The sequence below is a fragment of the Nevskia soli DSM 19509 genome, assembly GCF_000711955.1.
GTDB lineage: Bacteria > Pseudomonadota > Gammaproteobacteria > Nevskiales > Nevskiaceae > Nevskia > Nevskia soli.
Genome location: NZ_JONR01000001.1, coordinates 82,449 through 104,487, shown reverse-complemented (window position 1 = coordinate 104,487; position 22,039 = coordinate 82,449). Strand labels below are relative to the sequence as shown.

The window sequence follows — 22,039 nt, the reverse complement described above, 5'->3', positions numbered from 1 at the left end:
GCTTTACCGCAGCCATCACCGCAACTCCCATTTCACAGCGCGGTCAAGCTAACACGGCCACCGGGAAAGGACCGTGACGGCGGTCTCGCCAGTACCGGATATCGCCAGGGGCAAGCGCGCAAAAAAAGGGGGTGTCCTCACGGACACCCCCTTTGCACATTACGCTGCTGCAGCAGCAACCCGAACCGCGGGTTTTAGTGGAACTGCTCTTCTTCGGTCGAGCCGGTCAGCGCGGTGACGCTGGACGCGCCGCCCTGGATCACGGTGGTGACGTCGTCGAAGTAGCCGGTGCCCACTTCCTGCTGATGCGAGACGAAGGTGTAACCGCGATCGCGCGCGGCGAACTCCGGCTCCTGCACCTTTTCCACATAGGCCGTCATGCCGCGCTTGGCGTAGTCCTGCGCCAGGTCGAACATGTTGTACCACATGGAATGGATGCCAGCGAGGGTGATGAACTGGTACTTGTAGCCCATCGCACCCAGCTCGCGCTGGAACTTGGCGATGGTCGCATCGTCCAGGTTCTTCTTCCAGTTGAAGGACGGCGAGCAGTTGTAGGCCAGCATCGTGCCCGGAACAGCCTTCTGCACCGCTTCGGCGAACTTGCGCGCGAAGTCCAGGTCGGGCGTGCCGGTCTCGCACCACACCATGTCGGCGTAGGGCGCGTAGGCGATGCCGCGGCTGATGGCCTGGGCCAGACCCTTCTTGGTCTTGTAGAAGCCTTCGGCGGTACGCTCGCCGGTGACGAACGGCTTGTCATTGGCGTCGTGGTCGCTGGTCAGCAGGTCGGCGGCCTCGGCGTCGGTACGGGCCAGGATCACGGTCGGCACGCCGTAGACGTCGGAGGCCATGCGCGCGGCAATCAGCTTCTGCACCGCGTCGGCGGTCGGCACCAGCACCTTGCCGCCCATGTGGCCGCACTTCTTGACCGAAGCCAGCTGGTCCTCGAAATGCACGCCGCCGGCGCCGGCGCGGATCATCGCCTTGGTCAGCTCATAGGCGTTCAGCACGCCGCCGAAGCCGGCTTCGGCGTCGGCCACCACCGGCGCGAAGTAGTCGACATAGCCCTTGTCGCCCGGGCCGATGCCCTTGGACCACTGGATTTCGTCGGCGCGGGTGAAGCTGTTGTTGATGCGCTCCACCACCTTCGGCACCGAGTCCACCGGATACAGCGACTGGTCGGGATACATCGACGAGTAGCTGTTGTTGTCCGCCGCAACCTGCCAGCCGGACAGGTAGATGGCCTTGATGCCGGCCTTCACCTGCTGCATGGCCTGGCCGCCGGTGAGGGCGCCGAGGCAGTTGACGTAGGGCTCGGTGTGGACGAGATTCCACAGCTTCTCGGCACCGTTGCGGGCCAGGGTGTATTCGACCTGAAGGGAGCCGCGCAGGCGAACCACGTCGGCGGCGGTGTACCCGCGCTTGACGTTCTTCCAGCGGGGGTTGGTGGCCCATTCCTTCTCAAGGGCTTTGATTTGCTCGTCACGGCTCATTGCAGCGGTCCTCTTGGGCCTTTAGCCCGATGGTCAAAAACGAATCAAGGGTTGGGAGGAAGCTCCGGGAACGTGTTTCAGACAGCAAGTCCCGTTCCCGAATTCCTCCCCACCTTCAGTCCAGATACTCGTATGCCGGCAGCGTCAGGAACTCGACGCAATCGCTGGCGGTGCTCATACGGGCGAAAATGCCGGCGGCCTCGGCGAAGCGGCCCTTGTAGAAGCGCTCATCGCCGAGCTGCTTGCGATAGGCCTGCATTTCCTCGTCGATGGTGCGCAGCACCAGCTCGCGACTCACCTTGCGGCCGTCGGCCAGCGTGGCGCCGTGCTTCAGCCACTGCCACACCTGGGTACGGGAGATTTCCGCCGTGGCGGCGTCTTCCATCAGGTTGTGCAGCGGCACGCAGCCGTTGCCGTTGAGCCAGGATTCGACGTAGCCGATGCCGACATTGACGTTGTTGCGCAGGCCGGCCTCGGTGATCTGCCCTTCCGGGCAGGTCAGCAGGTCGGACGCCTTCACGCCGTACTTGAACTGCTTGGAAACCTGGTTCGGCTCCGGCATGTTCTCGTTGAACACATCCAGCGCCACCTGCACCAGGCCCGGATGCGCCACCCAGGTACCGTCGTGGCCGTTCTTCACCTCGCGCAGCTTGTCGATGCGCACCTTGGCGAAGATCTGCTGGTTCAGTTCCTCGTTGTTCTTCACCGGGATGAAGGCGGCCATGCCGCCCATCGCCTGCGCGCCGCGCTTGTGCGTGGTCTCGCACAGCAGCTTGGAATACTTGTCGAGGAAGTGCTTGTCCATCGTCACCTGCAGGCGATCCGGCACCATCCAGTCGGTGCGGTTCCTGAGGGTCTTGATGACGCTGAAGATGTAATCCCAACGGCCGCAGTTGAGCGCCACGATGTGGTCGCGCATCTCGTACAGGATCTCGTCCATCTCGAACGCGGCCCAGATCGTCTCGACCAGCACCGTGGCCTTGATCGTGCCCTTGGGCAGGCCCAGTTCCTTCTGCGCGTCGAGGAAGATCGCGTTCCACAGCCGCGCTTCCAGATGCGACTGCATCTTCGGCAGATAGAAATACGGGCCGCTGCCGCGCTTGATCAGCTCCTTCGCGTTATGGAAGAAGTACAGCGCGAAATCCAGGATGCCGCCGGGGATCGGCTTGCCGTCGACCAGCACGTGCTTTTCCAGCAGGTGCCAGCCGCGCGGACGCACGATCAGCGTGGCGATTTCCTGATTGAGCTTGTATTCCTTGCCTTCCGGCGAGCTGAAGCTGATCGTGCGGCGCACCGCGTCGCGCAGGTTGATGTGACCCTGCACCATCAACTCCCAGGTCGGCGCCGCCGAATCCTCGAAATCCGCCATGAAGCACTTGGCGCCGGAATTCAGGGCATTGATGATCATCTTGCGGTCCACCGGACCGGTGATCTCGACACGGCGATCCTGCAGATCCGCCGGAATACCCTTGATGCGCCACTTGCCGCTGCGGATCTTCTTGGTTTCCGGAAGAAAATTCGGCAGCTTGCCGGCGTCGATCTTCGCCTGCCGCTCCACGCGCAACGCCATCAACTGCTCGCGGCGCGGGCCGTGCTTGCGCACCAGCTTGGCGACGAACTTCAGTGCTTCGGGCGTAAGCACCTTACGGTACGCCGGGGTCAGCGCACCAATGACTTCGATACCCTTGTTAACGCTCATCCTAAACTCCTGCCTGTTCTTGGGCGCGCGTTCTGACGACGCCCTTGGGGTGAAGGTACGCCGCGAAAGGCGCGCATTATACTCGCAAACACATTTCTCGTTGCAATGCAACAAATTCGATACACACCGTCACGACGGCCATTGCGAAGTGTCACGGCTTCGGGCATAAGCGAAGATTGCCCGCCTGAAACTGCTCCGCCGGAACCCTTCCGGCCCCCTTCCCGACAGCCGCCTGCCGCCCGCGCTCCGGCCGAAGCAGGGCATTCAGGACGCCGCCATAACCACTGCGGGCCCCGCCGGCCCCAGGCGCTTGTGCAGCTCTCGCCGCAGGAAATACAAGTTCATCAGCATCTGCACCACCGTGGCCGCCACCGAGATGACCCACACCCACAGCGGCCGGAACCCGGCGTGGTAGGACAGCACCCAGGACGGCCCCACCACCAGCGCGATACGCGTGGCCGAACTGATCAGCGTCGGAATCGTGTTGCCCAGGCCGGACAGCACGCCGAAGCTGGCGAAGGCCACCGATACCGCCATCAGGTTGAAGGCGATGACCCGCAGGAACTCGGTGCCGCCCGCCAGCACCGCCGGTTCCGACGAAAATGCCCCCACCAGCGCGGCGGGAAACACCTCCGCCACCACGAACAGCGGCAGCGCGCAGGCCAGCCCCAGCTTGAGCGAGGCGCTGAAGGTCTCCCGCACCCGGTGGCCCAGCCGCGCGCCGTAGTTCTGCCCGGCCACCGCCGAAGCGGCGAAGCTGATCGAGAACACCGGCATCATCGCCGCCTGCAGCAGGCGCTGGCCGATGCCGAAAGCGGCCTGTTCGGCGGCACCGAACGGCCGCAGCACCGCCGTGATGAACAGCATGTAACAGACCATCAGGGCGAACTCCATCGCCGACGGCAGGCCGATCCTGACGATGCGCCAGATGGTCGCCGCCTGCGGCAGCCATTCGCCCGGCCGCAGCCGCAGGTAGGTCTGCGGCCGCAGGAAATACAGCCACAGGCCGATCACCGAGGCCACCACCGAAATGAACGTCGCGAGGCCAGCGCCCGCCACGCCCAGCCGCGGCAGGCCAAGCCAGCCGAAGATCAGCAGCGGCGCCAGGATCATATTGAGAATCGCGCTGGCGATCTGCGCGACCGTGCCCGGCTTCATGTTGCCGGTGCCGCCGAGCGCCGAACCCATGATCATCATCGGGTACTGCAACGCCATCGACGGGATGAACCAGGCCATGTACGCCAGGGCAAAGTCGGCGGTCTGCGCATCGGCGGCGAAGGCGCGGCTGTAGGGCCCCTGTCCGAACCAGGCCGCGGCGGCGAACAGCAACGACAGCGCCAGGGCCAGACCCAGCGCCTGGTTGAAGATGTGGTGCGCCTCCTCGTGGTCCTTGCGTCCCACCGCCTGGGCCACCAGCGCACGGGTGCCCACCGCCAGCATCTGCGACAGCGCCATGGTCACCATCATCAGATTGCTGGCCAGGGTCACCGCCGCCTGCGCCGCCGCGCCCAGCCGGCCGACCCAGTAGATGTCGATCAGGCTGTACAGCGTCTGTACCACCATGCCGACCATCATGAAGGCAACCAGCCCCAGCAGCTGCCGCATGATGGGCCCTTGCGTAAGGTCTTTCATTGGATCGAAGCCGGGGGGAAAGTGGACGCGGCGTAGGCTACTCGCCCGCCCCCTCCGCGACAACTGCTTTGGGACGGCCGCAACGCATGCGCCGCCCCGCTCCTGGCTATCCGGTGAATCCGGAAGCCGCGATCACCGCAGCCGGACTGCGCCGGCTGACGCCAACCCTCTCCGGCTTCAGCCGTGGATCGGTTGCTCCGACACCACGATGCCGTCGGCATCGGCATACAACCAGGCACCGGGGGTGAAGGTTACGCCGGCAAACGTCACCACCTTGTCCACCTGGCCCGAGTGCAGCCCCCGCTCGCTCTTGCGCGGATGCAGCCCAATTGCCTTGATGCCCAGGTCCTGCGCCGCCAGCTCTTCCGAATCGCGCACGCAGCCGTGAACCACGATGCCGGCCCAGCCGTTCTTCACCGCCAGCACCCCCAGGTTGCCGCCGACCAGGGCGCAGCGCCGCGAGCCGCCGCCGTCGATCACCAGCACATGGCCCTTGCCCGGGCCTTCCAGCGCGGTGCGCACCAGCGTGTTGTCCTCGAACACCTTCAGCGTCTTGATCACGCCGTGGAAACCCAGGTTGCCGCCGAAGTCGCCGAACTCGGGCTCGCAGACCTGGGCTTCGGGATGGGCGTCGGAAAGATCGGTGGTGGCGAGGGACATCGGGAGTCTCCGAGAGGTAGAGTGCAAATAAGTGATTAGTGGCTAGTGACTAGTGGCTAGTAAAAAGCAAGGCAGCCGGCTTTTACTAACCACTAGTCACTAATCACCGACCACTATCTTCTTCTTGCAAGCAACGGCATGGCCAGGGCGAACAGGGTCAGGCCGATGAAGGCGAACAGGGTCCATTCCGGCAGGGCGATGCCCAGCCACTGCGCGTCGATCTTGGCGCAGTTGCCCTCGCCCTTCAGCACGTAGGCGATCACGTTCTGCAACGGCATCAGCTTCATCAGGTAGCCCAGCGTCGGCCCGCACGCAGGTACCTGGTCCGCCGGCAGCGACTGCAGCCACACCTGTCGTCCGGCGATGCCGGCGCCGATCAGCGCGGCCAGGCCCGCCAGCAGCGCATAGGTCCAGCGCCAGCCGCCGGCCTTCGGGCCATGCAGTGCCCCGATCAGGAAGAACAGCGCGCTGCCGCACATGGCCACCCGCTGGAAGATGCACATCGCGCAGGGCTCGAAGCCCTTGGCATGCTGCAGGTACAGCGCGAAGGCCATGCCCAAGGCGCAGCCCAGGAAGCCGAGCGCGGACAGGGCGCGAAAGCTGAGTCTCGTCATGAAGAGCAATAGCCGGGTAAAAAGCATAAAGAGGGGAGCCGCAGGTGCGGCGCAATGGACCGCAGATTAGCGGCTGGAGTTCCGGCTCGCAACGACGACAAATCATGGTGGTGCGGCCCACCGGCCCCGCTCGCTGTACGGCATCCGGCCGAAAGCGGATACTCGCAGTCGGCAGGAGGAGAACATAAGGGAGCTTCCCAATGAAGCCGCTGAGCCCGATGGACGCGATGTTCCTGTGGATGGAGCACCGGCGCCAGCCGATGCATGTAGCCGGTTTGCAGCTTTACTCGCCGCCCCCGGGCGCGGGGCCGGACTTCATCCAGGAACTGGTGGAGAATTTCCGCAAGCACACCGAGGCCAGGCCGCCGTTCAACCTGCGCCCGGTGTTCAAGCTCGGCCATTGGTTCTGGACCGAGGACGAGGAATTCGAGCTCGACTACCACCTGCGCCACTCCGCCCTGCCCCGTCCCGGGCGCATCCGCGAACTGCTCGGACTGGTATCGCGCCTGCACGGCACCCTGATGGACCGCAGCCGCCCGCTGTGGGAGATGAACATCATCGAAGGCCTGGCCGACGGCCGCGTCGCCGTCTACGTCAAGGTGCACCACGCCATGTTCGACGGCGTTGCCGCCACCCGCATGCTGCAGAATTCCCTGTCCGAAGACCCGGAAGAGCGGAAGCCGCCGGTGTGGGCGCAGGAACCGCGCCGCCGCGGCGCCAGGGCCGTGTCGGTACCCGCCGCCGCGCACAAGCTGTTGCAGCCCCTGTTCGACGCCGTGAAGGTGGGCAAGGACATCGCCCCCGGCATCGGCAGCGGCCTGTGGGAAATCGTGCGCTCCTCCCAGTCCAACCCGGCCGACGCGCAGCCGTTCCACGCGCCCGCCACCATGTTCAACGTCAAGATTTCCGGCTCACGCCGCTTCGCCGCCCAGTCCTACTCGATCGCCCGCCTGAAGAAGCTGGGCAAGCGCAACAGCGCCACCCTCAACGACGTCAGCCTGGCCATCTGCGCCGGCGCCTTGCGCAAATACCTGCTGGCGCACGACGCCCTGCCGGACAAGCCGCTGATCGCCATGGTGCCGGTGTCGATCCGCGGCGAAGGCCAGGAAGGCGGCAACCAGGTCAGCATGATCCTGGCCAACCTCGCCACCCATGTCGACGACCCGGCGGAACGGCTCCAGCTGATCATGCAGTCCACCGCCCAGGCCAAGCAGCGCATCGGCAAGATGTCGCGCCTGCAGCAGATGGCCCATGCCGCCGCCATGACCACCCCGCTGGGCGCCACCATGCTCACCGGCCAGGCCGGCAAGCGCCCGATCTTCAACGTGGTCATCTCCAACGTGCCCGGGCCGAAGGAACCGCTCTACATGAACGGCATCCACCTGGAGGAGACCTACCCCATCTCCATCCCCTTCGACTACGCCGCGCTCAACATCACCCTCAACGGCTGCTGCGACCACCTCGGCTTCGGCTACACCGCCTGCCGCCGCTCAGTCCCCGGCCTGCAGCGCATGCTCGACTACACCGAGGAAGCGCTGGAAGAGCTGGAGGCTATTTAAGCTCGCGGAACGCCGGGTTACCCTGTGCGCCTTCGCCCCCGGAGGAACACGGATGACACTCAGCGTACGCATCGAACAGCAGGGCGGCCCGGAAGTCCTGCAACTGGTGGAAACCTCCGTGCCCCCGCCCGGCCCCGGGCAGCTGCGCGTGCGGCATGAGGCCATCGGCCTCAACTTCATCGAGATCTACCAGCGCAGCGGCGTCTACAAGATCCCGCTGCCGGGCGGCCTGGGGGCGGAAGCGGCCGGCATCGTCGACGCGGTCGGGCCCGAGGTCGGCGGCTTCGCCGTCGGCGACCGCATCGCCTATGCCGGCGGCCCGCTCGGCGCCTACAGCGAGGAACGCCTGCTGCCCGCGGCCAACGCGGTGAAACTGCCGGCCGGGGTCAGCAGCGAGGCCGCCGCCGCGCTGATGCTCAAGGGCATGACCGCCTGGTACCTGCTGCACCAGACCTTCCCGGTCCGGCCCGGCCACACCCTGCTGGTGCATGCCGCCGCCGGCGGCGTCGCCAGCATCCTGGTGCCCTGGGCCAAGCACCTCGGCGCCATCGTCATCGGCACCGCCGGCTCGCCCGAAAAGGCGGAGCTGGCCAAGGCGGCGGGCTGCGACCACGTCCTCCTCTACCGCGACCGCGAATTCGCCCCCGAAGTGCGCCGCCTCACCGATGGCGCCGGCGTCGACGTGGTCTACGATTCGGTGGGCAAGGACACCTTCAACGGCTCACTCGATTCGCTCAGGCGCCGCGGCATGATGGTCAGCTTCGGCAATGCCTCCGGCAAGGTGCCGCCATTCGAGCCGATCCTGCTGTCGGAAAAAGGCTCCCTGTTCCTGACCCGGCCGACGCTGGCGCACTACACCGGCACCCGCCCCGAGCTGGAAGCGGCCGCCAACGCCCTGTTCGAGGTGATCGCCAAGGGCATCGTCCAGCCGCAGATCCGCCGGCGCTACCCGCTGCGCGAAGTGGCCCGGGCCCAGACCGAGCTTGCCGGCCGCCACACCACCGGCAGCAGCGTGCTATTGCCTTAGAGCCCGTTCGGCACCCAAAGAAAAAGCCGCCATCGCTGCGAAAGCGACGGCGGCCTGTTTGCAGCCGGACCGGTCAGGCCGCGGCGTAGATCTGGTGGCTGTGGTGCGTCTTCGGCTCCCACATCTCGATGCCGCGCTCGATCTCGGCCAGCTGGATCAGGCTGTCGCCGGTGAGCGAGGCGGTGTCGACGAAGGCCGCTTCCAGCACGCGGATCACGCCGCGGATGTTGCCGTGCCAGCGGCAGGCGCGCATCGCCTTCCAGCTTTCCAGGCTCATCCCGGTCGGGGCTTTCCAGTCCTTGCACGGAGCGGCCAGGCGCGCCAGGGCGCCGGCCACCACCGCGATCATGTCTTCCTCGCGGCGATTCAGTTCCGGCACTTCCAGGCGCGCCGCGCCCAGGCGGGTGAACTCGTCGAGATTGACCCCGCTCTGCAGGTGCTGCCAGCTGCGGTTGGTGGCATAGAGCAGCGCGCATTCCATCTGCCGCTTGGCCGAGGCGCCGTAGGGCATGTATTGGCCCTGGTCGAGCACTTCCATCAGCACTTCCATCACGGCGCCGGCGATCTCATGGCTCTCGTCCATGAAGCAGACACCGTCGCGGGCCGTGGTCAGTGCGCCGTTGCGGGCCGCGGCGCCTGGGAAGGCGCCGGAAACGTGGCCGCACAGCAGGGACTTGATCGCCGCCTTGTCGCCGACGTTTTCCGCGGCGAGATTGACCGCCACCCACTGGCCGAGGCCGCGGATCAGATAGTAGTAGTAAGCAATGGTGGTCTTGCCGCTGCCGGGGCCGCCCATCAGGATGGCCCGGGTCACGCCGTTGCGGGCAAAGCCGCGGACGCGCGCCACCAGGGACTGCAGCTCCGGGCTGAACACGTAGAAATTCTTGAAGACGCTGTTCTCGATCTCGGCCGAAGCCGGCATGCGGATGACGTTTTCCTCCGTCACCCGGAGCAGGCGCTGCGGCAACTGGGCGGCGATGGAGTCGACGTCGCCGCCGACCATCAGGCGCACCCCGGACAGGCGCCCGGCGATGGCGCGCTTGTCGAGCCAGTTGCCCAGGGCCACGAACTGCGAGGTGTAGATCGCCACGATCAGCACGGTGTGGTGGCCGTTCTTGCGCGCTTCCAGCACCTTGTCGGCGATGGCATCGAGCTGCGAGGGATCGATGAACAGGCTCAGCACGAATTCGCTGTTCAGCGGCCGGTCGGCACCGTGCTCGAGGGGCGAGATGAATTCGAAGCGCTGGCCTTCCGGCACATGCCGCTGCAGCAGCGCCAGGCCTTCACGGTCGGTGCGGAGCACTTCCGGCCCGACCACCGTCAGATAAGCCGGCGGCCGCGCATCGGCCGCGTGCAACTGCTCTACCTTGGAACCCTTGCCGAACATCGCCGCATCTCCCTGGAGCATCTGCCTAGGCTTGAAGGCTAACCGGACGTACCGGCAAACCCGCAGGTCGCCGACGAACAGAACCTCGCTCCCGACGAGCGGTTCAGGTTGCTGTCCCCTACGTCCATCCACCGCGTGCGGAACCGCCGCATGGCGGCATCCCGCAAACCTCAGGCCATTGTCGCGCAGTCCGCATCGCGCCTGCTGCCTGACAGTTCACATTCCACCCAGAGAATACCTGTGCGGGAGGCGGGAGGCGAGAGGAGAAAGGCGTAACGGCAAAAGAAAGGCTTGACACGATGCCGCCCTCCTTCATGCTTTTCTCGCCTCTCGCCTCTCGCCTCTCGCCTCTTAGCCCCCGCCGCCGCCCGGCCCCTTGATGCCGCCGGTGGTGAGCCCGGCGGGGTCCAGCAATTCCTTCAGTTCCTCGACATGCAGCTTGGTGTTTTCCTTCGCCACCTCCAGGACCGGCCGCCCTTCCTTGTAGGCCTGCTTGGCGATGGCGGCGCCCTTCTCGTAGCCGATGACGCTGTTGAGGGCGGTGATCAGGATCGGGTTGCGCGCCAGCGCGCCCTTGATCTGGGCTTCGTTGACGCTGAACCCGGCGATGGCCGAATCGGCCAGCAGGCGCGACACATTGGCCAGCAGTTCGATCGACTGCAGCAGGTTGTAGGCGATCACCGGCAGCATCACGTTGAGCTGGAAATTGCCGGCCTGGCCGGCGATGGTGATGGTCGCGTCGTTACCGATGACCTGGGCCGCCACCATCACGGCGGCTTCCGGTATCACCGGGTTGACCTTGCCCGGCATGATGCTGGAACCCGGTTGCAGGGCCGGCAGTGCGATCTCCCCCAGGCCCGCCAGCGGCCCGGAGTTCATCCAGCGCAGGTCGTTGGAAATCTTGGTCAGCGACACGGCGATGGTCTTCAGCGCTCCGGACAGCTCCACCGCGGCGTCCTGGCTCGACAGGCTCTCGAAGTAATCCGGGCTCGGCTCGAAGGCGATGCCGGTGCGCTTGGCCAGCAGCTTGGCGAACTTCACCCCGAACTTGGGGTGGGCGTTGATGCCGGTGCCCACCGCCGTGCCGCCCTGGGCGAGGCGGCGGATGCGCGGGCCGCAGGCCTTGAGGCGGTCGATGCCGTTGTGGATCTGCTGCGACCAGCCGCCCAGTTCCTGGTCGAAGCGCACCGGCATGGCGTCCATCAGGTGGGTGCGGCCGGTCTTGGTCACCCCTTTCAGGCTCTTGGCCTTCTTGTCGATGGCCTTGCCCAGGTGCTTCAGGGCCGGCAGCAGCTGCTCGCGCACCGCCAGGGCGGCCGAGACGTGGATGGCGGTGGGGATGGTGTCGTTGGAGGACTGGCCCAGGTTGACGTGGTCGTTGGGGTGCACCTTGTCGCGCACCACCCGGCTGGCGAGGTGGGCGATGACCTCGTTGGCGTTCATGTTGGTGGAGGTGCCGGAGCCGGTCTGGAACACGTCGATCGGGAACTGGGCGTCGTGCTTGCCCCCCGCCACCTCCAGCGCCGCCGCCACGATAGCCTGGGCGATGGCGTCGTCCAGCAGGCCCAGCTCGACGTTGACCTCGGCCGCCGTGGCCTTGATCAGGCCCAGGGCGCGGATGAAGCCGCGCGGCATGCGCAGGCCCGAAACCGGAAAATTATCGACCGCGCGCTGGGTCTGGGCGCCCCACAGGGCTTGCTCGGGCACCCGCAGTTCGCCCATGCTGTCGTGCTCGACGCGGAAACCGCCGCCCGCCGCCTGTTTGGTCATCAGTTCGCCCCGGTTACTGTGGTTCCGGGGCCTGCGCGAACCGATACGCCACCCCGGTCAGCTAAAATGCGCCCCGATCTTAACAAACGCAGATGACACGATGAATCTCACCTCGCTGACCGCACTGTCGCCGATCGACGGCCGCTATGCCGAAAGAACCTACGGGCTGCGGAAAATCTTCAGCGAGTATGGCCTGATCCGCTACCGGGTGCAGGTGGAGGCGCGCTGGCTCGAAGCCCTGGCCGCCCACCCCGGCATCCCCGAGGTGCCGGCCCTGTCGGCCGAGGCGGTGCAACGCCTCAACGTCATCGCCGACCGGATCGAGGTGGAGGACGCCCAGCGGGTCAAGGTGATCGAGGCCACCACCAACCACGACGTCAAGGCGGTGGAGTACTACCTCAAGGAAAAGATCGGCAACAGCGAAGAGCTGTCGGCGATCAAGGAATTCATCCATTTCGCCTGCACCTCCGAGGACATCAACAACCTCGCCTACGCCCTGATGCTGCGCGACGCGCGCAGCCAGGTGCTGCTGCCGGCCCTGGACAAGCTGATCGGCTCGCTGTCGACCCTGGCGCGGCGCTACGCCGACCAGCCGATGCTGGCCCGCACCCATGGCCAGCCGGCCAGCCCCACCACCCTGGGCAAGGAAATGGCGGTATTCGCCCAGCGCCTCAAGCGCCAGCGCAAACAGCTGGCCGAGGTCGAAATCCTGGGCAAGATCAACGGCGCCGTCGGCAACTACAACGCCCACATGGTCGCCTACCCGGACGTGGACTGGGCGCAGTTCGGCGGCGACTTCGTGCGCAGCCTGGGCCTGCTGCCCAGCCCGGCCACCACCCAGATCGAACCGCACGATTTCATCGCCGAGTACTTCCACGCGCTGATGCGCGCCAACACCATCCTCATCGACTTCTGCCGCGACGTCTGGGGCTACATCTCGGTCGGCTATTTCATCCAGAAGACGGTGGAAGGCGAAGTCGGCAGCTCGACCATGCCGCACAAGGTCAACCCGATCGACTTCGAGAACGCCGAAGGCAACCTGGGCATGGCCAACGCCATCCTCGGCCACCTCACCGAGAAGCTGCCGATCTCGCGCTGGCAGCGCGACCTCACCGACTCCACCGTGCTGCGCAACCTCGGCGTCGGCGTCGCCCATGCCGTGGTCGCCTTCCAGGCCATGGACAAGGGCATTGGCAAGCTCACCGCCGACGCCCACCGCATGAGCCGCGATCTCGACGACAACTGGGAAGTGCTGGGCGAGGCGATCCAGACCGTGATGCGCCGTCACGGCCTGCCCGAGCCCTACGAACAGCTCAAGCGCCTGACCCGCGGCCAGAAACTGGGCCGTGAGGCCATCCGCGCCTTCGTCCAGGAACTGGCCCTGCCGGAAGCCGACAAGCAGCGCCTGCTGGCGATGACCCCGGGCAGCTACATCGGCAACGCCGCCGACCAGGCCAATTCCCTCAAATAGGGTCAGGAGCCGCCCCTTGGACGATACCGCCGCCAGTCAGCCGCAACGCCTCGATGGCCGCGCCGCCTTCGCCGCCCAGGCACTGGAGCTGGTGCGCGGCAGCCGCAGCGAACTGCTGCTGCTCAGCGATTCACTGGAGCGCAGCCTCTACGGCGGCGATGCCTTCGCCGACGCCGTGAAGGCCTTCCTGCTCGGCAGCGAACGCGCCCGCGTCTGCGTATTCGTCAACCGCCCGCAGGAAGCCTTGAAGAATGTGCCGCGCCTGGTCGAACTGAGTCGGCGCCTCAGCAGCCGCTTCGAATTCCGCGAGCCCTCCGCGGCCCAGCAGGCCGGCGGCGGCAACCGCAGCGAATGGCTGCTGGCCGACCGCCGCGCGTTGCTGGAACGCCTGGAGCCGGAGAGCCTGGAAGCCCGCTACTGGGCCCAGGAACCGCAGCGCGGCAAGCTCCGCGCCGAAGCCTTCGAGGCCCTGTGGAACGAGGCGCAGCCGGCGCAGGAACTGCGCAGCCTGGGCATCTGAACGGCTGCCACAGCCAGGTGGGCGGCCGAACCGGCGGGGGCCGGCACGGTCCAAGCTTTACTCCGAGACCCCCGAGGGGCATCCCGCAATGAGCCTCATACCCACAATCCTGCGCCCGTCGCTCGCCGTCCTGCTCGCCGCGGCCCTGCTGGCCGCCTGCGCCTCCCCCGCCTCGCGCATCCGCCAGAACGAAGGCGTCTACAACAGCTATCCGCCGCAGATACAGGAGAAGATCCGCGCCGGCCAGGTCGACATCGGCTTCACCCCCGAGATGGTGAAACTGGCCCTGGGCGAACCCGACCGCAAGTTCTCCCGCACCAGCGCCGAAGGCAATTCCGAGGTCTGGGCCTGGCATGACGGCGGGCCCATGTTCAGCTTCGGCGTGGGCGGCGGCAGCTACGGCGGCGGTGGGTTCGGCGGCGGCGGCGTGGGCGTCACCACCGGCGGCGACCAGAACGACGACAAGCTGCGCGTGGTGTTCGTCAATGGCCTGGTGTCTTCGATCGAGAAAGTCTCGAAGTAGCGGCCTGCCAAATCTACCTGGGCCTACCTGGCTTTCGCCGCCCCGGCCACCGACTGCACCGCATCGGCCATCGCCTTGGCAACTTCGGCCGCGGTGCCCGCATCCCCTGCATCGGATTGCAGCGTCATGCCGCATTGCGGCTTGACCGTCAGCGCGCCCTTCACCGGGAGCGGGATCGCCTGCACATAACGGGGATCTGAGAAGCGGAAGTGCACGGTGTGCGTCACCAGCTGCGGCGCCACGCCGGACCTGGACAAGGTGCTGCGGTACTGCAGCGTGGCATTGCGGCAGGCCGGAAACAGGAACACGTTCTTCGCCGCGCCAAGCACCGCGGCCGCATCATCGTGGTTCAACTCCAGCGCGGACGCGGGCGGGGGCTCCACGCTCAGCACCGCCACCGCCGGCACGCCATCCCCGGCAAAGCCCACCAGCCGCGCCGGCACCTCGTCCGACGACAGCCCCGGACAGCCCTGATCGAGCTGCCGCAGGAAGGCATAGACGTTGAGTTCCTCGTCGAAGGCGGCATCGGCCGCCACCGCCGGCACCCTGTCGGGCCGCGAGCAGGGATTCGGACCGCTCGAGCGCACCGCGGTCAGGCCCGTCACCGTCAACTCCGCGGCGGTCGTGATATAGCTGGCCAGGTGATCGGTCACCGTCACATCGACCGTGCTCAACACATCCGAGTCGGAAGCCGTGACCAGGGTCACCGCCGTGGTCTTGTACCAGTGGTCCTCGCCGGCGATCATCAGCACATTGGTCTGTGCCGGGTCCGCCGCCGTGGCGGCACTCACCGTCATCTCGCCGCCAGCGTCCTTCTTGAAATGCAGCGCGGTGGTCCACAGCGCGTATTGGCCGCGCGTTTCGTTCAGGCTGTGCGGCGTGACCACACCGGTATTGGCCGGGCTGTAGTCGACCACCGGCGCGCTGGAACAGGCGGCCAAGCCGAGTAGCGCAACCGCGCAGCCCGGCACCTTGAAGCTGCCGAACGCGCCCGACATCGCTCTTTTGATCCGCTTCATGGCAATCCCCAGGCCGATCCGGACAGCGTCCCCTGCCGTCGAACCGGATGATTGTGTTCAGGACCTGCTTCGTGCCTTCAGGACGTGGCCGCGATTATTGGTTCGCGGCGGTTCGGCAACTGTGACCGGGTTCTGGTTACGAACAGCTTCCGGTCCATGAAAGGGGATGGCTTGCGGCCCTACTCTTCCGGCGGCACCGCTTCCCGCGCGCGGATCCAGGCCCGCACCGACTCCGGAATCGGCAGCGTCTTCTGCGCCGTGTAGTCGAACCACACCATCACGCCGCGCAGCACCGCCACCAACTTGCCGTCCTGGAAGATCGCCGTCTGCATGTTCAGGCTGCTGCGGCCCAGCCGCGTCACCCGCGTGCCGATCTCCAGTTCCGCCGGGTAATGCACCTGCGCCAGGAAATCGCAGGCCATGCTGGCCAGGATGATGCCGTACTCCTTCCAGAACTTCGGATCGTCCTTTTCCAGCGGATCGAAGTAGGCGATGCGGCCGGATTCGCCGTAGCGGAAATACTGCACGTTGTTGACGTGCCCGAGCGCGTCCATGTCGCCCCAGCGCACCGTCATCGGAATGAACTGGCGGAATTCCTCGCGCGTCGGCGTGCTCATGATTGCGCCGACCGGCTCGGCGGCCACACCTTCATCGTCGCCAGGCGCTCGCGCGCAACGGCGACGACGCGCAGCTTCACCTCCGGCGCGGAATTGCTCCAGGCCACGATCTCGTCGATGTGGCGCCCGCAGCCGAGGCAGATGTCTTTGTCATCGAGGCTGCACACATCGATGCAGGGTGAGGGAACGTCCATGTCCTATTATCGCCTAGAGACAAATTCCGTGTCCTCAGGCGCCGTTCACCCGGCACTACACCAAAGTCCGTTCGCCCCGAGTGCCGGCGTAGCCGGTGTTGCACCGAATGTCCCGAGTAGCCCGGCAAAGCTGGGCATATCGAGGGAGGGGCCAAGACTGCACCCCGAAGAATTGCCATCCAGACCGGACCCAAGTAGTGACGCCCTACTCCTCATCCTCCCCACCCTTGCGCCGCGCACTCTTCCAGAACTGGATGCGCGGCAATCCCCCGGCGATATCCTCGGTGTGCCCCGCCATGCGGCTGGCATGTACCGCCAGCCGGAAGATCGCCAGGCACAGCTCCAGCGCCACCCGCGCGCAGGTCACCATGGTCAGGAAGGCCAGCGGCCCGATCAGCAGCAGGCGCACCAGGCCGTCCGTCAGCGAGATGGAAAAGCCCTGCGCCGCGTAGGCCACCACCCACAGCCCGCTGGCGATGATGGCCAGCACGAACAGCGTAGGCAGCATGCGCGGCGTCAGCAGCCGCCGGAATTGCAGGTCGAACAGGTTGCGCAGGAACTCGCCGGCCCTGGCCGGCCACTCCTTCCAGTTGCCGCCGCTGTCTTCTTCCACGGTCACCGGTGGTGCTTCCCTACGCCCCATATGCGGAATCTCAGAGTGTCGCCGCCAGGCGGCTACCCTGATTGATCGCGCGCTTGGCGTCGAGTTCCGACGCCACGTCGGCGCCGCCGATGCGGTGCGGCTTCAGGCCGGCCGCCAGCAGGGGCGCCTCCAGCTCGCGCAGCGGCTCCTGGCCGGAGCAGAGCACGATGGTGTCGACTTCGAGCAACTGCGCGTTCTCGCGCTTCTCGCCATAGCTGATCAGCAGGCCGCGCTCGTCGATGGCCTCGTAATTCACCCCGGCGATCATCTCGACCTTCTTCATCTGCAAGGCCGCGCGATGGATCCAGCCGGTGGTCTTGCCAAGGCCAGCGCCGGGCTTGCTGGCCTTGCGCTGCAGCAGGTAGACCTGCCGCGCCGGCGGCTCCACCTGCGGCCGGCCGCGCGCCACGCCGCCACGCTCCAGCGCGGGATCGGTGACGCCCCACTCCTTTTCCCAGGCCTTCAGATCCAGCGTCGGCGAATGGCCGTCGCCCACCAGGAATTCCGACACGTCGAAGCCGATGCCGCCGGCGCCGACCACCGCAACGGTCTTGCCCACCGGCTTGCCGCGCAGCAGCACGTCGACATAGGACAGCACCTTGCCCGACCGCTCCGCCGCCTCCTGTCCCTTGATCTTCGGATTGCGCGGCGACACGCCGGTGGCGATCACCACCTCGTCGTACTTGCCCTGGATCAGGTCCTCGGCGGCGATGCGCCGGTTGAGATGCAGCTTCACCCCGGTGGTTTCGATCTTGCGGCGGAAGTAGCGCAGCGTCTCGTGGAATTCTTCCTTGCCCGGAATGCGCTTGGCCATGTTGAACTGGCCGCCGATCTCGCCGCTGCTCTCGAACAGGTCCACCACGTGGCCGCGCTCGGCCAGCACCGTGGCGCAGGCGAGGCCGGCCGGGCCGGCGCCGATCACGGCGATGCGTTTCTCCCGCAGCGCGGGCTCGTAATTCAGCTCGGTCTCATGACAGGCGCGCGGATTGACCAGGCAAGAAGCGGTCTTGAGCTGGAAAGCATGGTCCAGGCAGGCCTGGTTGCAGGCGATGCAGGTATTGATCTCGTCGGCGCGGTTCTGCGCAGCCTTGCTGACGAAGTCCGCATCGGCCAGCAGCGGCCGCGCCATCGACACCATGTCGGCGCAGCCGTCGGCCAGTACCTGCTCCGCCACGTCCGGCGCATTGATGCGATTGGTGGTGCACAGCGGAATGCCGACTTCGCCCTTGAGCTTCTTCGTCACCCAGGCGAAGGCCGCGCGCGGCACCGAGGTGGCGATGGTCGGCACGCGTGCCTCATGCCAGCCGATGCCGGTATTGATGATGGTGGCGCCGGCCTTCTCCACCGCCTTGGCCAGGGTCACCACTTCCTCCCAGCTCTGCCCGTCCGGAATCAGGTCCAGCATCGACAGGCGGTAGACGATGATGAAGTCACGGCCCACCTTCTCGCGCATGCGCGTCAGGATCTCCACCGGCAGGCGCATGCGGTTGGCATAGGTCCCGCCCCACTCGTCGGTGCGCTTGTTGGTGTGCGTCACCAGGAACTGGTTGATGAAATAGCCTTCCGAGCCCATCACCTCGACGCCGTCGTAGCCGCCCTCGCGCGCCAGCTGCGCGCAGCGCACGAAGGCGTCGATCTGCTTCTCCACGCCGCGCGTGGACACGGCGCGCGGCGTGAACGGCGTGATCGGGCTCTTGATGCGCGAGGCGGAGACGGAAAACGGGTGATAGCCGTAGCGGCCCGAGTGCAGGATCTGCAAGGCGATCTTGCCGCCCTCGCGGTGCACCGCCTCGGTGATCTGCCGATGCTCCTTCGCCGCGCCGCTGCTGCTCAGCTTCGACGCGAACGGCGACACCCAGCCGGCGATGTTCGGCGAGAACCCGCCGGTGACGATCAGGCCCACGCCGCCGCGCGCGCGCTCGGCGAAATACTGCGCCAGCCGCGGGAAGTGCTTGGCGCGATCTTCCAGGCCGGTATGCATCGAACCCATCAGCACGCGGTTGCGCAGCGTGGTGAAGCCCAGGTCGAGCGGAGCCAGCAGGTGCGGATAGGCCGAGGTGGTCACAGCGGAAACTCCAGATGGCGAATTAGCTTGTTTGAATAGTCCGCGCCATGGATGGCGCGGTGCTTGTCAGGACGACATACTGACGACCAAACACTACGGATATTAGCCGCTCGCCGCCGGCCCGCGTTGGCTGCGCGGACGCGCGCGCGCTGCGCCAGGGCCATGCTGCCGGCATTCCCCCAGGGCCCAGAATGGTGCATGCAATCACTCATCAACGGCCGCGTGCGGCTGGAAGTCAAAGACGGCATCGCCTGGGTGCGCCTGTCGCGCCCGGAGAAGTTCAACGGCCTGGACTGGGACCTGCTGCAAGGCCTGGTCGGCGCGGCGCGAACCATCCGCCGCCTGCCCGAAGTGCGCGCGGTGATCCTGCACGGCGAAGGCCCCGCCTTCAGCTCCGGCCTGGACTTCGGCACCTTCACCAGGCAGCCCGTACGCATGGTGCGCGCCTTCCTCAAGTACGGCCGCAATACCAACCTGTTCCAGGAAGCCTGCTGGTGCTGGCGCAAGCTGCCGGTGCCGGTGATCGCCGCCCTGCACGGCCGCTGCTACGGCGGCGGCTTCCAGATCGCCCTCGCCGCGGACTTCCGCATCGCCACGCCGGATTGCGAATGCTCCATCATGGAAATCAAGTGGGGACTGATCCCCGACATGACCGGCACCGTGACCCTGCGCGAGCTGGTGCCGATCGACGTGGCCAAGCAACTCACCATGAGCGGCCGCCTGTTCAGCGGCGCGGAAGCGAAGCGGATGAACCTGGTGACGCAGGTCTCCGACGATCCCCTCGCCGCCGCCGAAGCCATGGCCCATGAACTGATGACGCGCTCGCCGGACGCCGTGGCCGCCGCCAAGTCCCTGTTCCACCGCAGCTGGTTCGCCAGCGTGCGGCGCGCCTTCGCCATCGAAAGCCGCATCCAGTTCCGGCTGTTGCGCGGCGACAACCAGCGCATCGCCATGCGCGCCAACTTCGACAAGAAGACGCCGGTGTTCCGCAACCGCCGTTTCAAGGATTGAAAGAGCGCCTCGTGAAGAAAGCCGCGAATTCCCTGCAAAAACTCGTCGCCGCCGCCGCGCGCCTGCCCGCGCCGCTGCGCAGCCGGGCCATCACCACCGCCTTCACCTGGCAGGTGCGCTTCGCCGGCACCGGCGGCGTGCGCTTCGAAGTGCTGGAAGAAGGCCGCGCCGTGGCCGTGATCGGCAACCGCGCCAAGGTGCGCAACCACATCGGCGGCGTGCACGCCGCCGCCATGGCACTACTGGCGGAGACCTGCACCGGCGCCGTATTCGGCCTGAGCCTGCCCGGCGACAAGCTGCCTTTGCTGAAAAGCATGCAGGTGGATTACCTCAAGCGCGCCCAGGGCGGCCTGCGTGCCGAAGCCACGCTGGCCCTGCCGCAACGCCGCGCCCTCGCCGCCAAGGACCGCGGCGAAATCGTCGTCCCGGTCCACGTCACCGACGAAAGCGGCGAAGAACCGATCAAATGCAAAATGACCTGGGCCTGGGTGCCGAAGAAGCGCAGCGAGGTGTAGCGATTTTGAAGTTCGGCCTTTTTTAATCTTCCGAGATACTCATCATTCTGCGTTTTTACGACTGATGGAATCTACCCCGCCCGGACTTTCAAACGAGGCGGCGTCAGGCCGCCTTCGCCAAGTGCATCTCCACACGCAGCCCAGCGGCCGACGCCAGGTTGACCAGCGTATCGATGGCGAACAGGTCGATCTTGCCGCGCATCAGATCGGAGACTCGTGGCTGGGTCACACCCAGCAACTTGGCAGCTTGCGCCTGGCTCAGGCCCTTTTTCTCGATGTGCGCCTTGAGTTCCATCATCAGCACGGACCGCAGTTTCATGTTCTCTGCCGCCGCCGGCGTATCTTCGATGGCATCCCATACACTTGAAAACCGCTGTTTGCTCATTTGCCCAACTCCTGCATCAAATCCTTGTAACGGCTGGTTGCCAACGCCAGGTCTTCCCTGCTGGTCTTTTGCGATTTCTTCTGGAAGCAATGCAGCACGAACACAGCCTCCTCGAACTTGGCCACATCGATCACCCGGAATGCACCGGCATCCCGGATCCTGATTTCCCTCACGCCTGAACCAATGGTGCTCATCGGCTTCCAGTCGTCCGGATCCAAACCTCGCTGCACCAGGTCGAGTTGATGCCCCGCTTCGCGCCGGGCCGATTGCGGAAATGCGCGCAAATCGTCGAGCGTACTGCCGCGAAACTCGATTTCCTTAACGCGGTTCATCGAACACATTATATAAAATTTTGTATATTTTTGGGTTGAACAACTTATCGCTCACCGCATGCGTGCCAACAAAAACCCTTGGCACGCATGGCACGCATGGTGAAAAACCCCATGTAGCGCCATCCCCGCGCGCGGAGACGTTCCCTACCGCCCCGCCCGCAATTCCGCGCTGAGGCTGTCCTGCCCCCGGTGCCACAACTCCACGAATTCCGGCAACGGCGGCGACGGGTCCGTCCAGCCGACCAGGGCCATCACCTCCGCCGGCGACGGCCGCGAACCGTCACGCGCCACGAACAGGTAACGCACCACGATCACCGCGTGCACCCGCTCGCCCACCTGGAAACGGTGCTCGGCAAACAGCCACTTGCTGTTCCACCCCACCATGCGCGTCTGCAGCTCGTATTTCTGGAACGGCCTGAGCTGCTTGCTGAAGCGTGCGTTGGCATCCCCCGCCATCGGCCGCCAGCCGCGCGCCAGCGCCCGGTGCCACAGCCCGCTGCGCACCCACCAGTCGAGCCGCCCCAGGTCGGCCGCCGAGAAATAACGGCCGTTGTTCATATGGATGTTGAAGTCCAGGTCGTTCGGCCAGACCCGCATGGAGAAGCGGCTGGGCGCATCCGCCGCGATGCGCCGGCGCATGCGCGAAATCCACCAGACACGAACGAATCTGAGCATCATCACCATGGGTTTGGGTATCCGACTTCTGGTTCCGGCTTGTTGTTATGGCAGGACCGGCAAGAGCCTATGTTGCCGCAAAGTGCTTGTTCCGGCGAAGATTTCACGCTGAATGCCGCAGTGCAGCACTGGCGAGTTGGACAAACTCGATTGGCCGCAGAGCCATGGCGCCGGCAGGCCCCAGCGGCAAAGCTTGCGCCTCCCTGCCGGCGTCTCGCGCGGCAGCGATTC

At 66.1% G+C, this 22,039-nt stretch carries 22 protein-coding genes; 7 read left to right on the top strand and 15 right to left on the bottom strand.

The window, feature by feature from the left end:
* Window positions 1–194: 194 nt before the first annotated feature.
* The 5 genes from aceA to BP26_RS0100385 all read right to left on the bottom strand — a co-directional run bounded on the left by aceA (window position 195) and on the right by BP26_RS0100385 (window position 6,095).
* Window positions 195–1,490, bottom strand: coding sequence for an isocitrate lyase (aceA, locus tag BP26_RS0100405; protein WP_029918605.1), 1,296 nt, complete (start codon window positions 1,488–1,490; stop codon window positions 195–197).
* Window positions 1,491–1,605: 115 nt separating this feature from the next.
* A complete protein-coding gene (gene aceB / locus BP26_RS0100400; protein WP_029918604.1) occupies window positions 1,606–3,189 on the bottom strand; it encodes a malate synthase A in 1,584 nt (527 codons plus the stop codon).
* A gap of 264 nt (window positions 3,190–3,453) precedes the next feature.
* Window positions 3,454–4,794 (bottom strand): MATE family efflux transporter, encoded by a 1,341-nt coding sequence (locus BP26_RS0100395; RefSeq protein ID WP_036515739.1) that lies wholly within the window; start codon window positions 4,792–4,794, stop codon window positions 3,454–3,456.
* Window positions 4,795–4,998: 204 nt separating this feature from the next.
* Window positions 4,999–5,481: a ribonuclease E activity regulator RraA gene (gene rraA, locus BP26_RS0100390; RefSeq protein WP_029918602.1), complete on the bottom strand. Its 483-nt coding sequence runs from the start codon at window positions 5,479–5,481 to the stop codon at window positions 4,999–5,001.
* A 113-nt stretch (window positions 5,482–5,594) separates the two neighbouring features.
* Window positions 5,595–6,095, bottom strand: coding sequence for a disulfide bond formation protein B (locus BP26_RS0100385; RefSeq protein ID WP_029918601.1), 501 nt, complete (start codon window positions 6,093–6,095; stop codon window positions 5,595–5,597).
* 200 nt (window positions 6,096–6,295) lie between these two features.
* Between BP26_RS0100385 and BP26_RS0100380 the strand changes: the two genes are divergently transcribed.
* Both BP26_RS0100380 and BP26_RS0100375 read left to right on the top strand, forming a co-directional pair.
* A complete protein-coding gene (locus tag BP26_RS0100380; protein WP_029918600.1) occupies window positions 6,296–7,654 on the top strand; it encodes a WS/DGAT/MGAT family O-acyltransferase in 1,359 nt (452 codons plus the stop codon).
* Window positions 7,655–7,706: 52 nt separating this feature from the next.
* Window positions 7,707–8,681: a quinone oxidoreductase family protein gene (locus BP26_RS0100375; protein ID WP_029918599.1), complete on the top strand. Its 975-nt coding sequence runs from the start codon at window positions 7,707–7,709 to the stop codon at window positions 8,679–8,681.
* 73 nt (window positions 8,682–8,754) lie between these two features.
* On the opposite strand, the gene BP26_RS0100370 is transcribed toward BP26_RS0100375, so the two are convergent.
* Both BP26_RS0100370 and BP26_RS0100365 read right to left on the bottom strand, forming a co-directional pair.
* Window positions 8,755–10,089, bottom strand: a complete 1,335-nt coding sequence (locus BP26_RS0100370; protein ID WP_245611660.1) for a sigma 54-interacting transcriptional regulator — start codon at window positions 10,087–10,089, stop codon at window positions 8,755–8,757.
* 330 nt (window positions 10,090–10,419) lie between these two features.
* On the bottom strand, window positions 10,420–11,838 hold the full coding sequence (locus BP26_RS0100365; protein ID WP_029918597.1) for a class II fumarate hydratase: 1,419 nt from the start codon (window positions 11,836–11,838) through the stop codon (window positions 10,420–10,422).
* Between the two features lie 100 nt (window positions 11,839–11,938).
* Between BP26_RS0100365 and purB the strand changes: the two genes are divergently transcribed.
* The 3 genes from purB (at window position 11,939) to BP26_RS0100350 (ending at window position 14,352) form a co-directional block, all read left to right on the top strand.
* Window positions 11,939–13,309 carry an adenylosuccinate lyase gene (gene purB, locus BP26_RS0100360; RefSeq protein WP_029918596.1) on the top strand — a complete coding sequence of 457 codons (1,371 nt, stop codon included), beginning with the start codon at window positions 11,939–11,941 and terminating at the stop codon, window positions 13,307–13,309.
* Between the two features lie 16 nt (window positions 13,310–13,325).
* Window positions 13,326–13,829, top strand: coding sequence for a DUF7931 domain-containing protein (locus BP26_RS0100355; protein WP_029918595.1), 504 nt, complete (start codon window positions 13,326–13,328; stop codon window positions 13,827–13,829).
* A gap of 88 nt (window positions 13,830–13,917) precedes the next feature.
* Window positions 13,918–14,352, top strand: coding sequence for a hypothetical protein (locus BP26_RS0100350; protein WP_029918594.1), 435 nt, complete (start codon window positions 13,918–13,920; stop codon window positions 14,350–14,352).
* A gap of 23 nt (window positions 14,353–14,375) precedes the next feature.
* Here BP26_RS0100350 and BP26_RS0100345 read toward each other — a convergent pair whose 3' ends face one another.
* The 5 genes from BP26_RS0100345 to BP26_RS0100325 all read right to left on the bottom strand — a co-directional run bounded on the left by BP26_RS0100345 (window position 14,376) and on the right by BP26_RS0100325 (window position 18,890).
* A complete protein-coding gene (locus tag BP26_RS0100345; protein ID WP_157572284.1) occupies window positions 14,376–15,371 on the bottom strand; it encodes a hypothetical protein in 996 nt (331 codons plus the stop codon).
* A 179-nt stretch (window positions 15,372–15,550) separates the two neighbouring features.
* Window positions 15,551–15,988, bottom strand: coding sequence for an acyl-CoA thioesterase (locus BP26_RS0100340; protein WP_036515833.1), 438 nt, complete (start codon window positions 15,986–15,988; stop codon window positions 15,551–15,553).
* Window positions 15,985–16,182: a DUF1289 domain-containing protein gene (locus tag BP26_RS0100335; protein WP_029918591.1), complete on the bottom strand. Its 198-nt coding sequence runs from the start codon at window positions 16,180–16,182 to the stop codon at window positions 15,985–15,987. The genes BP26_RS0100340 and BP26_RS0100335 overlap by 4 nt, the downstream gene beginning before the upstream one ends.
* Before the next feature lie 205 nt (window positions 16,183–16,387).
* Window positions 16,388–16,801, bottom strand: a complete 414-nt coding sequence (locus BP26_RS0100330) for a DUF4282 domain-containing protein (protein WP_029918590.1) — start codon at window positions 16,799–16,801, stop codon at window positions 16,388–16,390.
* Between the two features lie 34 nt (window positions 16,802–16,835).
* A complete protein-coding gene (locus BP26_RS0100325; protein ID WP_029918589.1) occupies window positions 16,836–18,890 on the bottom strand; it encodes an NADPH-dependent 2,4-dienoyl-CoA reductase in 2,055 nt (684 codons plus the stop codon).
* A gap of 198 nt (window positions 18,891–19,088) precedes the next feature.
* On the opposite strand from BP26_RS0100325, the gene BP26_RS0100320 reads away from it, so the two are divergent.
* Together BP26_RS0100320 and BP26_RS0100315 are read left to right on the top strand one after the other, a co-directional pair.
* Window positions 19,089–19,901, top strand: a complete 813-nt coding sequence (locus BP26_RS0100320; protein WP_036515736.1) for a crotonase/enoyl-CoA hydratase family protein — start codon at window positions 19,089–19,091, stop codon at window positions 19,899–19,901.
* An 11-nt stretch (window positions 19,902–19,912) separates the two neighbouring features.
* Window positions 19,913–20,416: a DUF4442 domain-containing protein gene (locus BP26_RS0100315; protein ID WP_029918587.1), complete on the top strand. Its 504-nt coding sequence runs from the start codon at window positions 19,913–19,915 to the stop codon at window positions 20,414–20,416.
* Window positions 20,417–20,519: 103 nt separating this feature from the next.
* On the opposite strand, the gene BP26_RS0100310 is transcribed toward BP26_RS0100315, so the two are convergent.
* The 3 genes from BP26_RS0100310 to BP26_RS0100300 all read right to left on the bottom strand — a co-directional run bounded on the left by BP26_RS0100310 (window position 20,520) and on the right by BP26_RS0100300 (window position 21,772).
* Complete coding sequence (locus BP26_RS0100310) at window positions 20,520–20,801, bottom strand: helix-turn-helix domain-containing protein (RefSeq protein ID WP_029918586.1); 282 nt, start codon at window positions 20,799–20,801, stop codon at window positions 20,520–20,522.
* Window positions 20,798–21,133 (bottom strand): type II toxin-antitoxin system RelE/ParE family toxin, encoded by a 336-nt coding sequence (locus tag BP26_RS0100305; protein ID WP_029918585.1) that lies wholly within the window; start codon window positions 21,131–21,133, stop codon window positions 20,798–20,800. The genes BP26_RS0100310 and BP26_RS0100305 overlap by 4 nt, the downstream gene beginning before the upstream one ends.
* Window positions 21,134–21,277: 144 nt before the next feature.
* Window positions 21,278–21,772, bottom strand: a complete 495-nt coding sequence (locus tag BP26_RS0100300) for a thioesterase family protein (protein WP_245611659.1) — start codon at window positions 21,770–21,772, stop codon at window positions 21,278–21,280.
* Window positions 21,773–22,039 lie beyond the last annotated feature (267 nt).

Bases quoted from the DNA above. Each gene is read 5' to 3' on its own strand.
- aceA (WP_029918605.1), bottom strand. From the start codon at position 1,490: ATGAGCCGTGACGAGCAAATCAAAGCCCTTGAGAAGGAATGGGCCACC.
- aceB (WP_029918604.1), bottom strand. From the start codon at position 3,189: ATGAGCGTTAACAAGGGTATCGAAGTCATTGGTGCGCTGACCCCGGCG.
- BP26_RS0100395 (WP_036515739.1), bottom strand. From the start codon at position 4,794: ATGCGGCAGCTGCTGGGGCTGGTTGCCTTCATGATGGTCGGCATGGTG.
- rraA (WP_029918602.1), bottom strand. From the start codon at position 5,481: ATGTCCCTCGCCACCACCGATCTTTCCGACGCCCATCCCGAAGCCCAG.
- BP26_RS0100385 (WP_029918601.1), bottom strand. From the start codon at position 6,095: ATGACGAGACTCAGCTTTCGCGCCCTGTCCGCGCTCGGCTTCCTGGGC.
- BP26_RS0100380 (WP_029918600.1), top strand. From the start codon at position 6,296: ATGAAGCCGCTGAGCCCGATGGACGCGATGTTCCTGTGGATGGAGCAC.
- BP26_RS0100375 (WP_029918599.1), top strand. From the start codon at position 7,707: ATGACACTCAGCGTACGCATCGAACAGCAGGGCGGCCCGGAAGTCCTG.
- BP26_RS0100370 (WP_245611660.1), bottom strand. From the start codon at position 10,089: ATGCTCCAGGGAGATGCGGCGATGTTCGGCAAGGGTTCCAAGGTAGAG.
- BP26_RS0100365 (WP_029918597.1), bottom strand. From the start codon at position 11,838: ATGACCAAACAGGCGGCGGGCGGCGGTTTCCGCGTCGAGCACGACAGC.
- purB (WP_029918596.1), top strand. From the start codon at position 11,939: ATGAATCTCACCTCGCTGACCGCACTGTCGCCGATCGACGGCCGCTAT.
- BP26_RS0100350 (WP_029918594.1), top strand. From the start codon at position 13,918: ATGAGCCTCATACCCACAATCCTGCGCCCGTCGCTCGCCGTCCTGCTC.
- BP26_RS0100345 (WP_157572284.1), bottom strand. From the start codon at position 15,371: ATGAAGCGGATCAAAAGAGCGATGTCGGGCGCGTTCGGCAGCTTCAAG.
- BP26_RS0100340 (WP_036515833.1), bottom strand. From the start codon at position 15,988: ATGAGCACGCCGACGCGCGAGGAATTCCGCCAGTTCATTCCGATGACG.
- BP26_RS0100335 (WP_029918591.1), bottom strand. From the start codon at position 16,182: ATGGACGTTCCCTCACCCTGCATCGATGTGTGCAGCCTCGATGACAAA.
- BP26_RS0100320 (WP_036515736.1), top strand. From the start codon at position 19,089: ATGCAATCACTCATCAACGGCCGCGTGCGGCTGGAAGTCAAAGACGGC.
- BP26_RS0100310 (WP_029918586.1), bottom strand. From the start codon at position 20,801: ATGAGCAAACAGCGGTTTTCAAGTGTATGGGATGCCATCGAAGATACG.
- BP26_RS0100305 (WP_029918585.1), bottom strand. From the start codon at position 21,133: ATGAACCGCGTTAAGGAAATCGAGTTTCGCGGCAGTACGCTCGACGAT.
- BP26_RS0100300 (WP_245611659.1), bottom strand. From the start codon at position 21,772: ATGCGCCGGCGCATCGCGGCGGATGCGCCCAGCCGCTTCTCCATGCGG.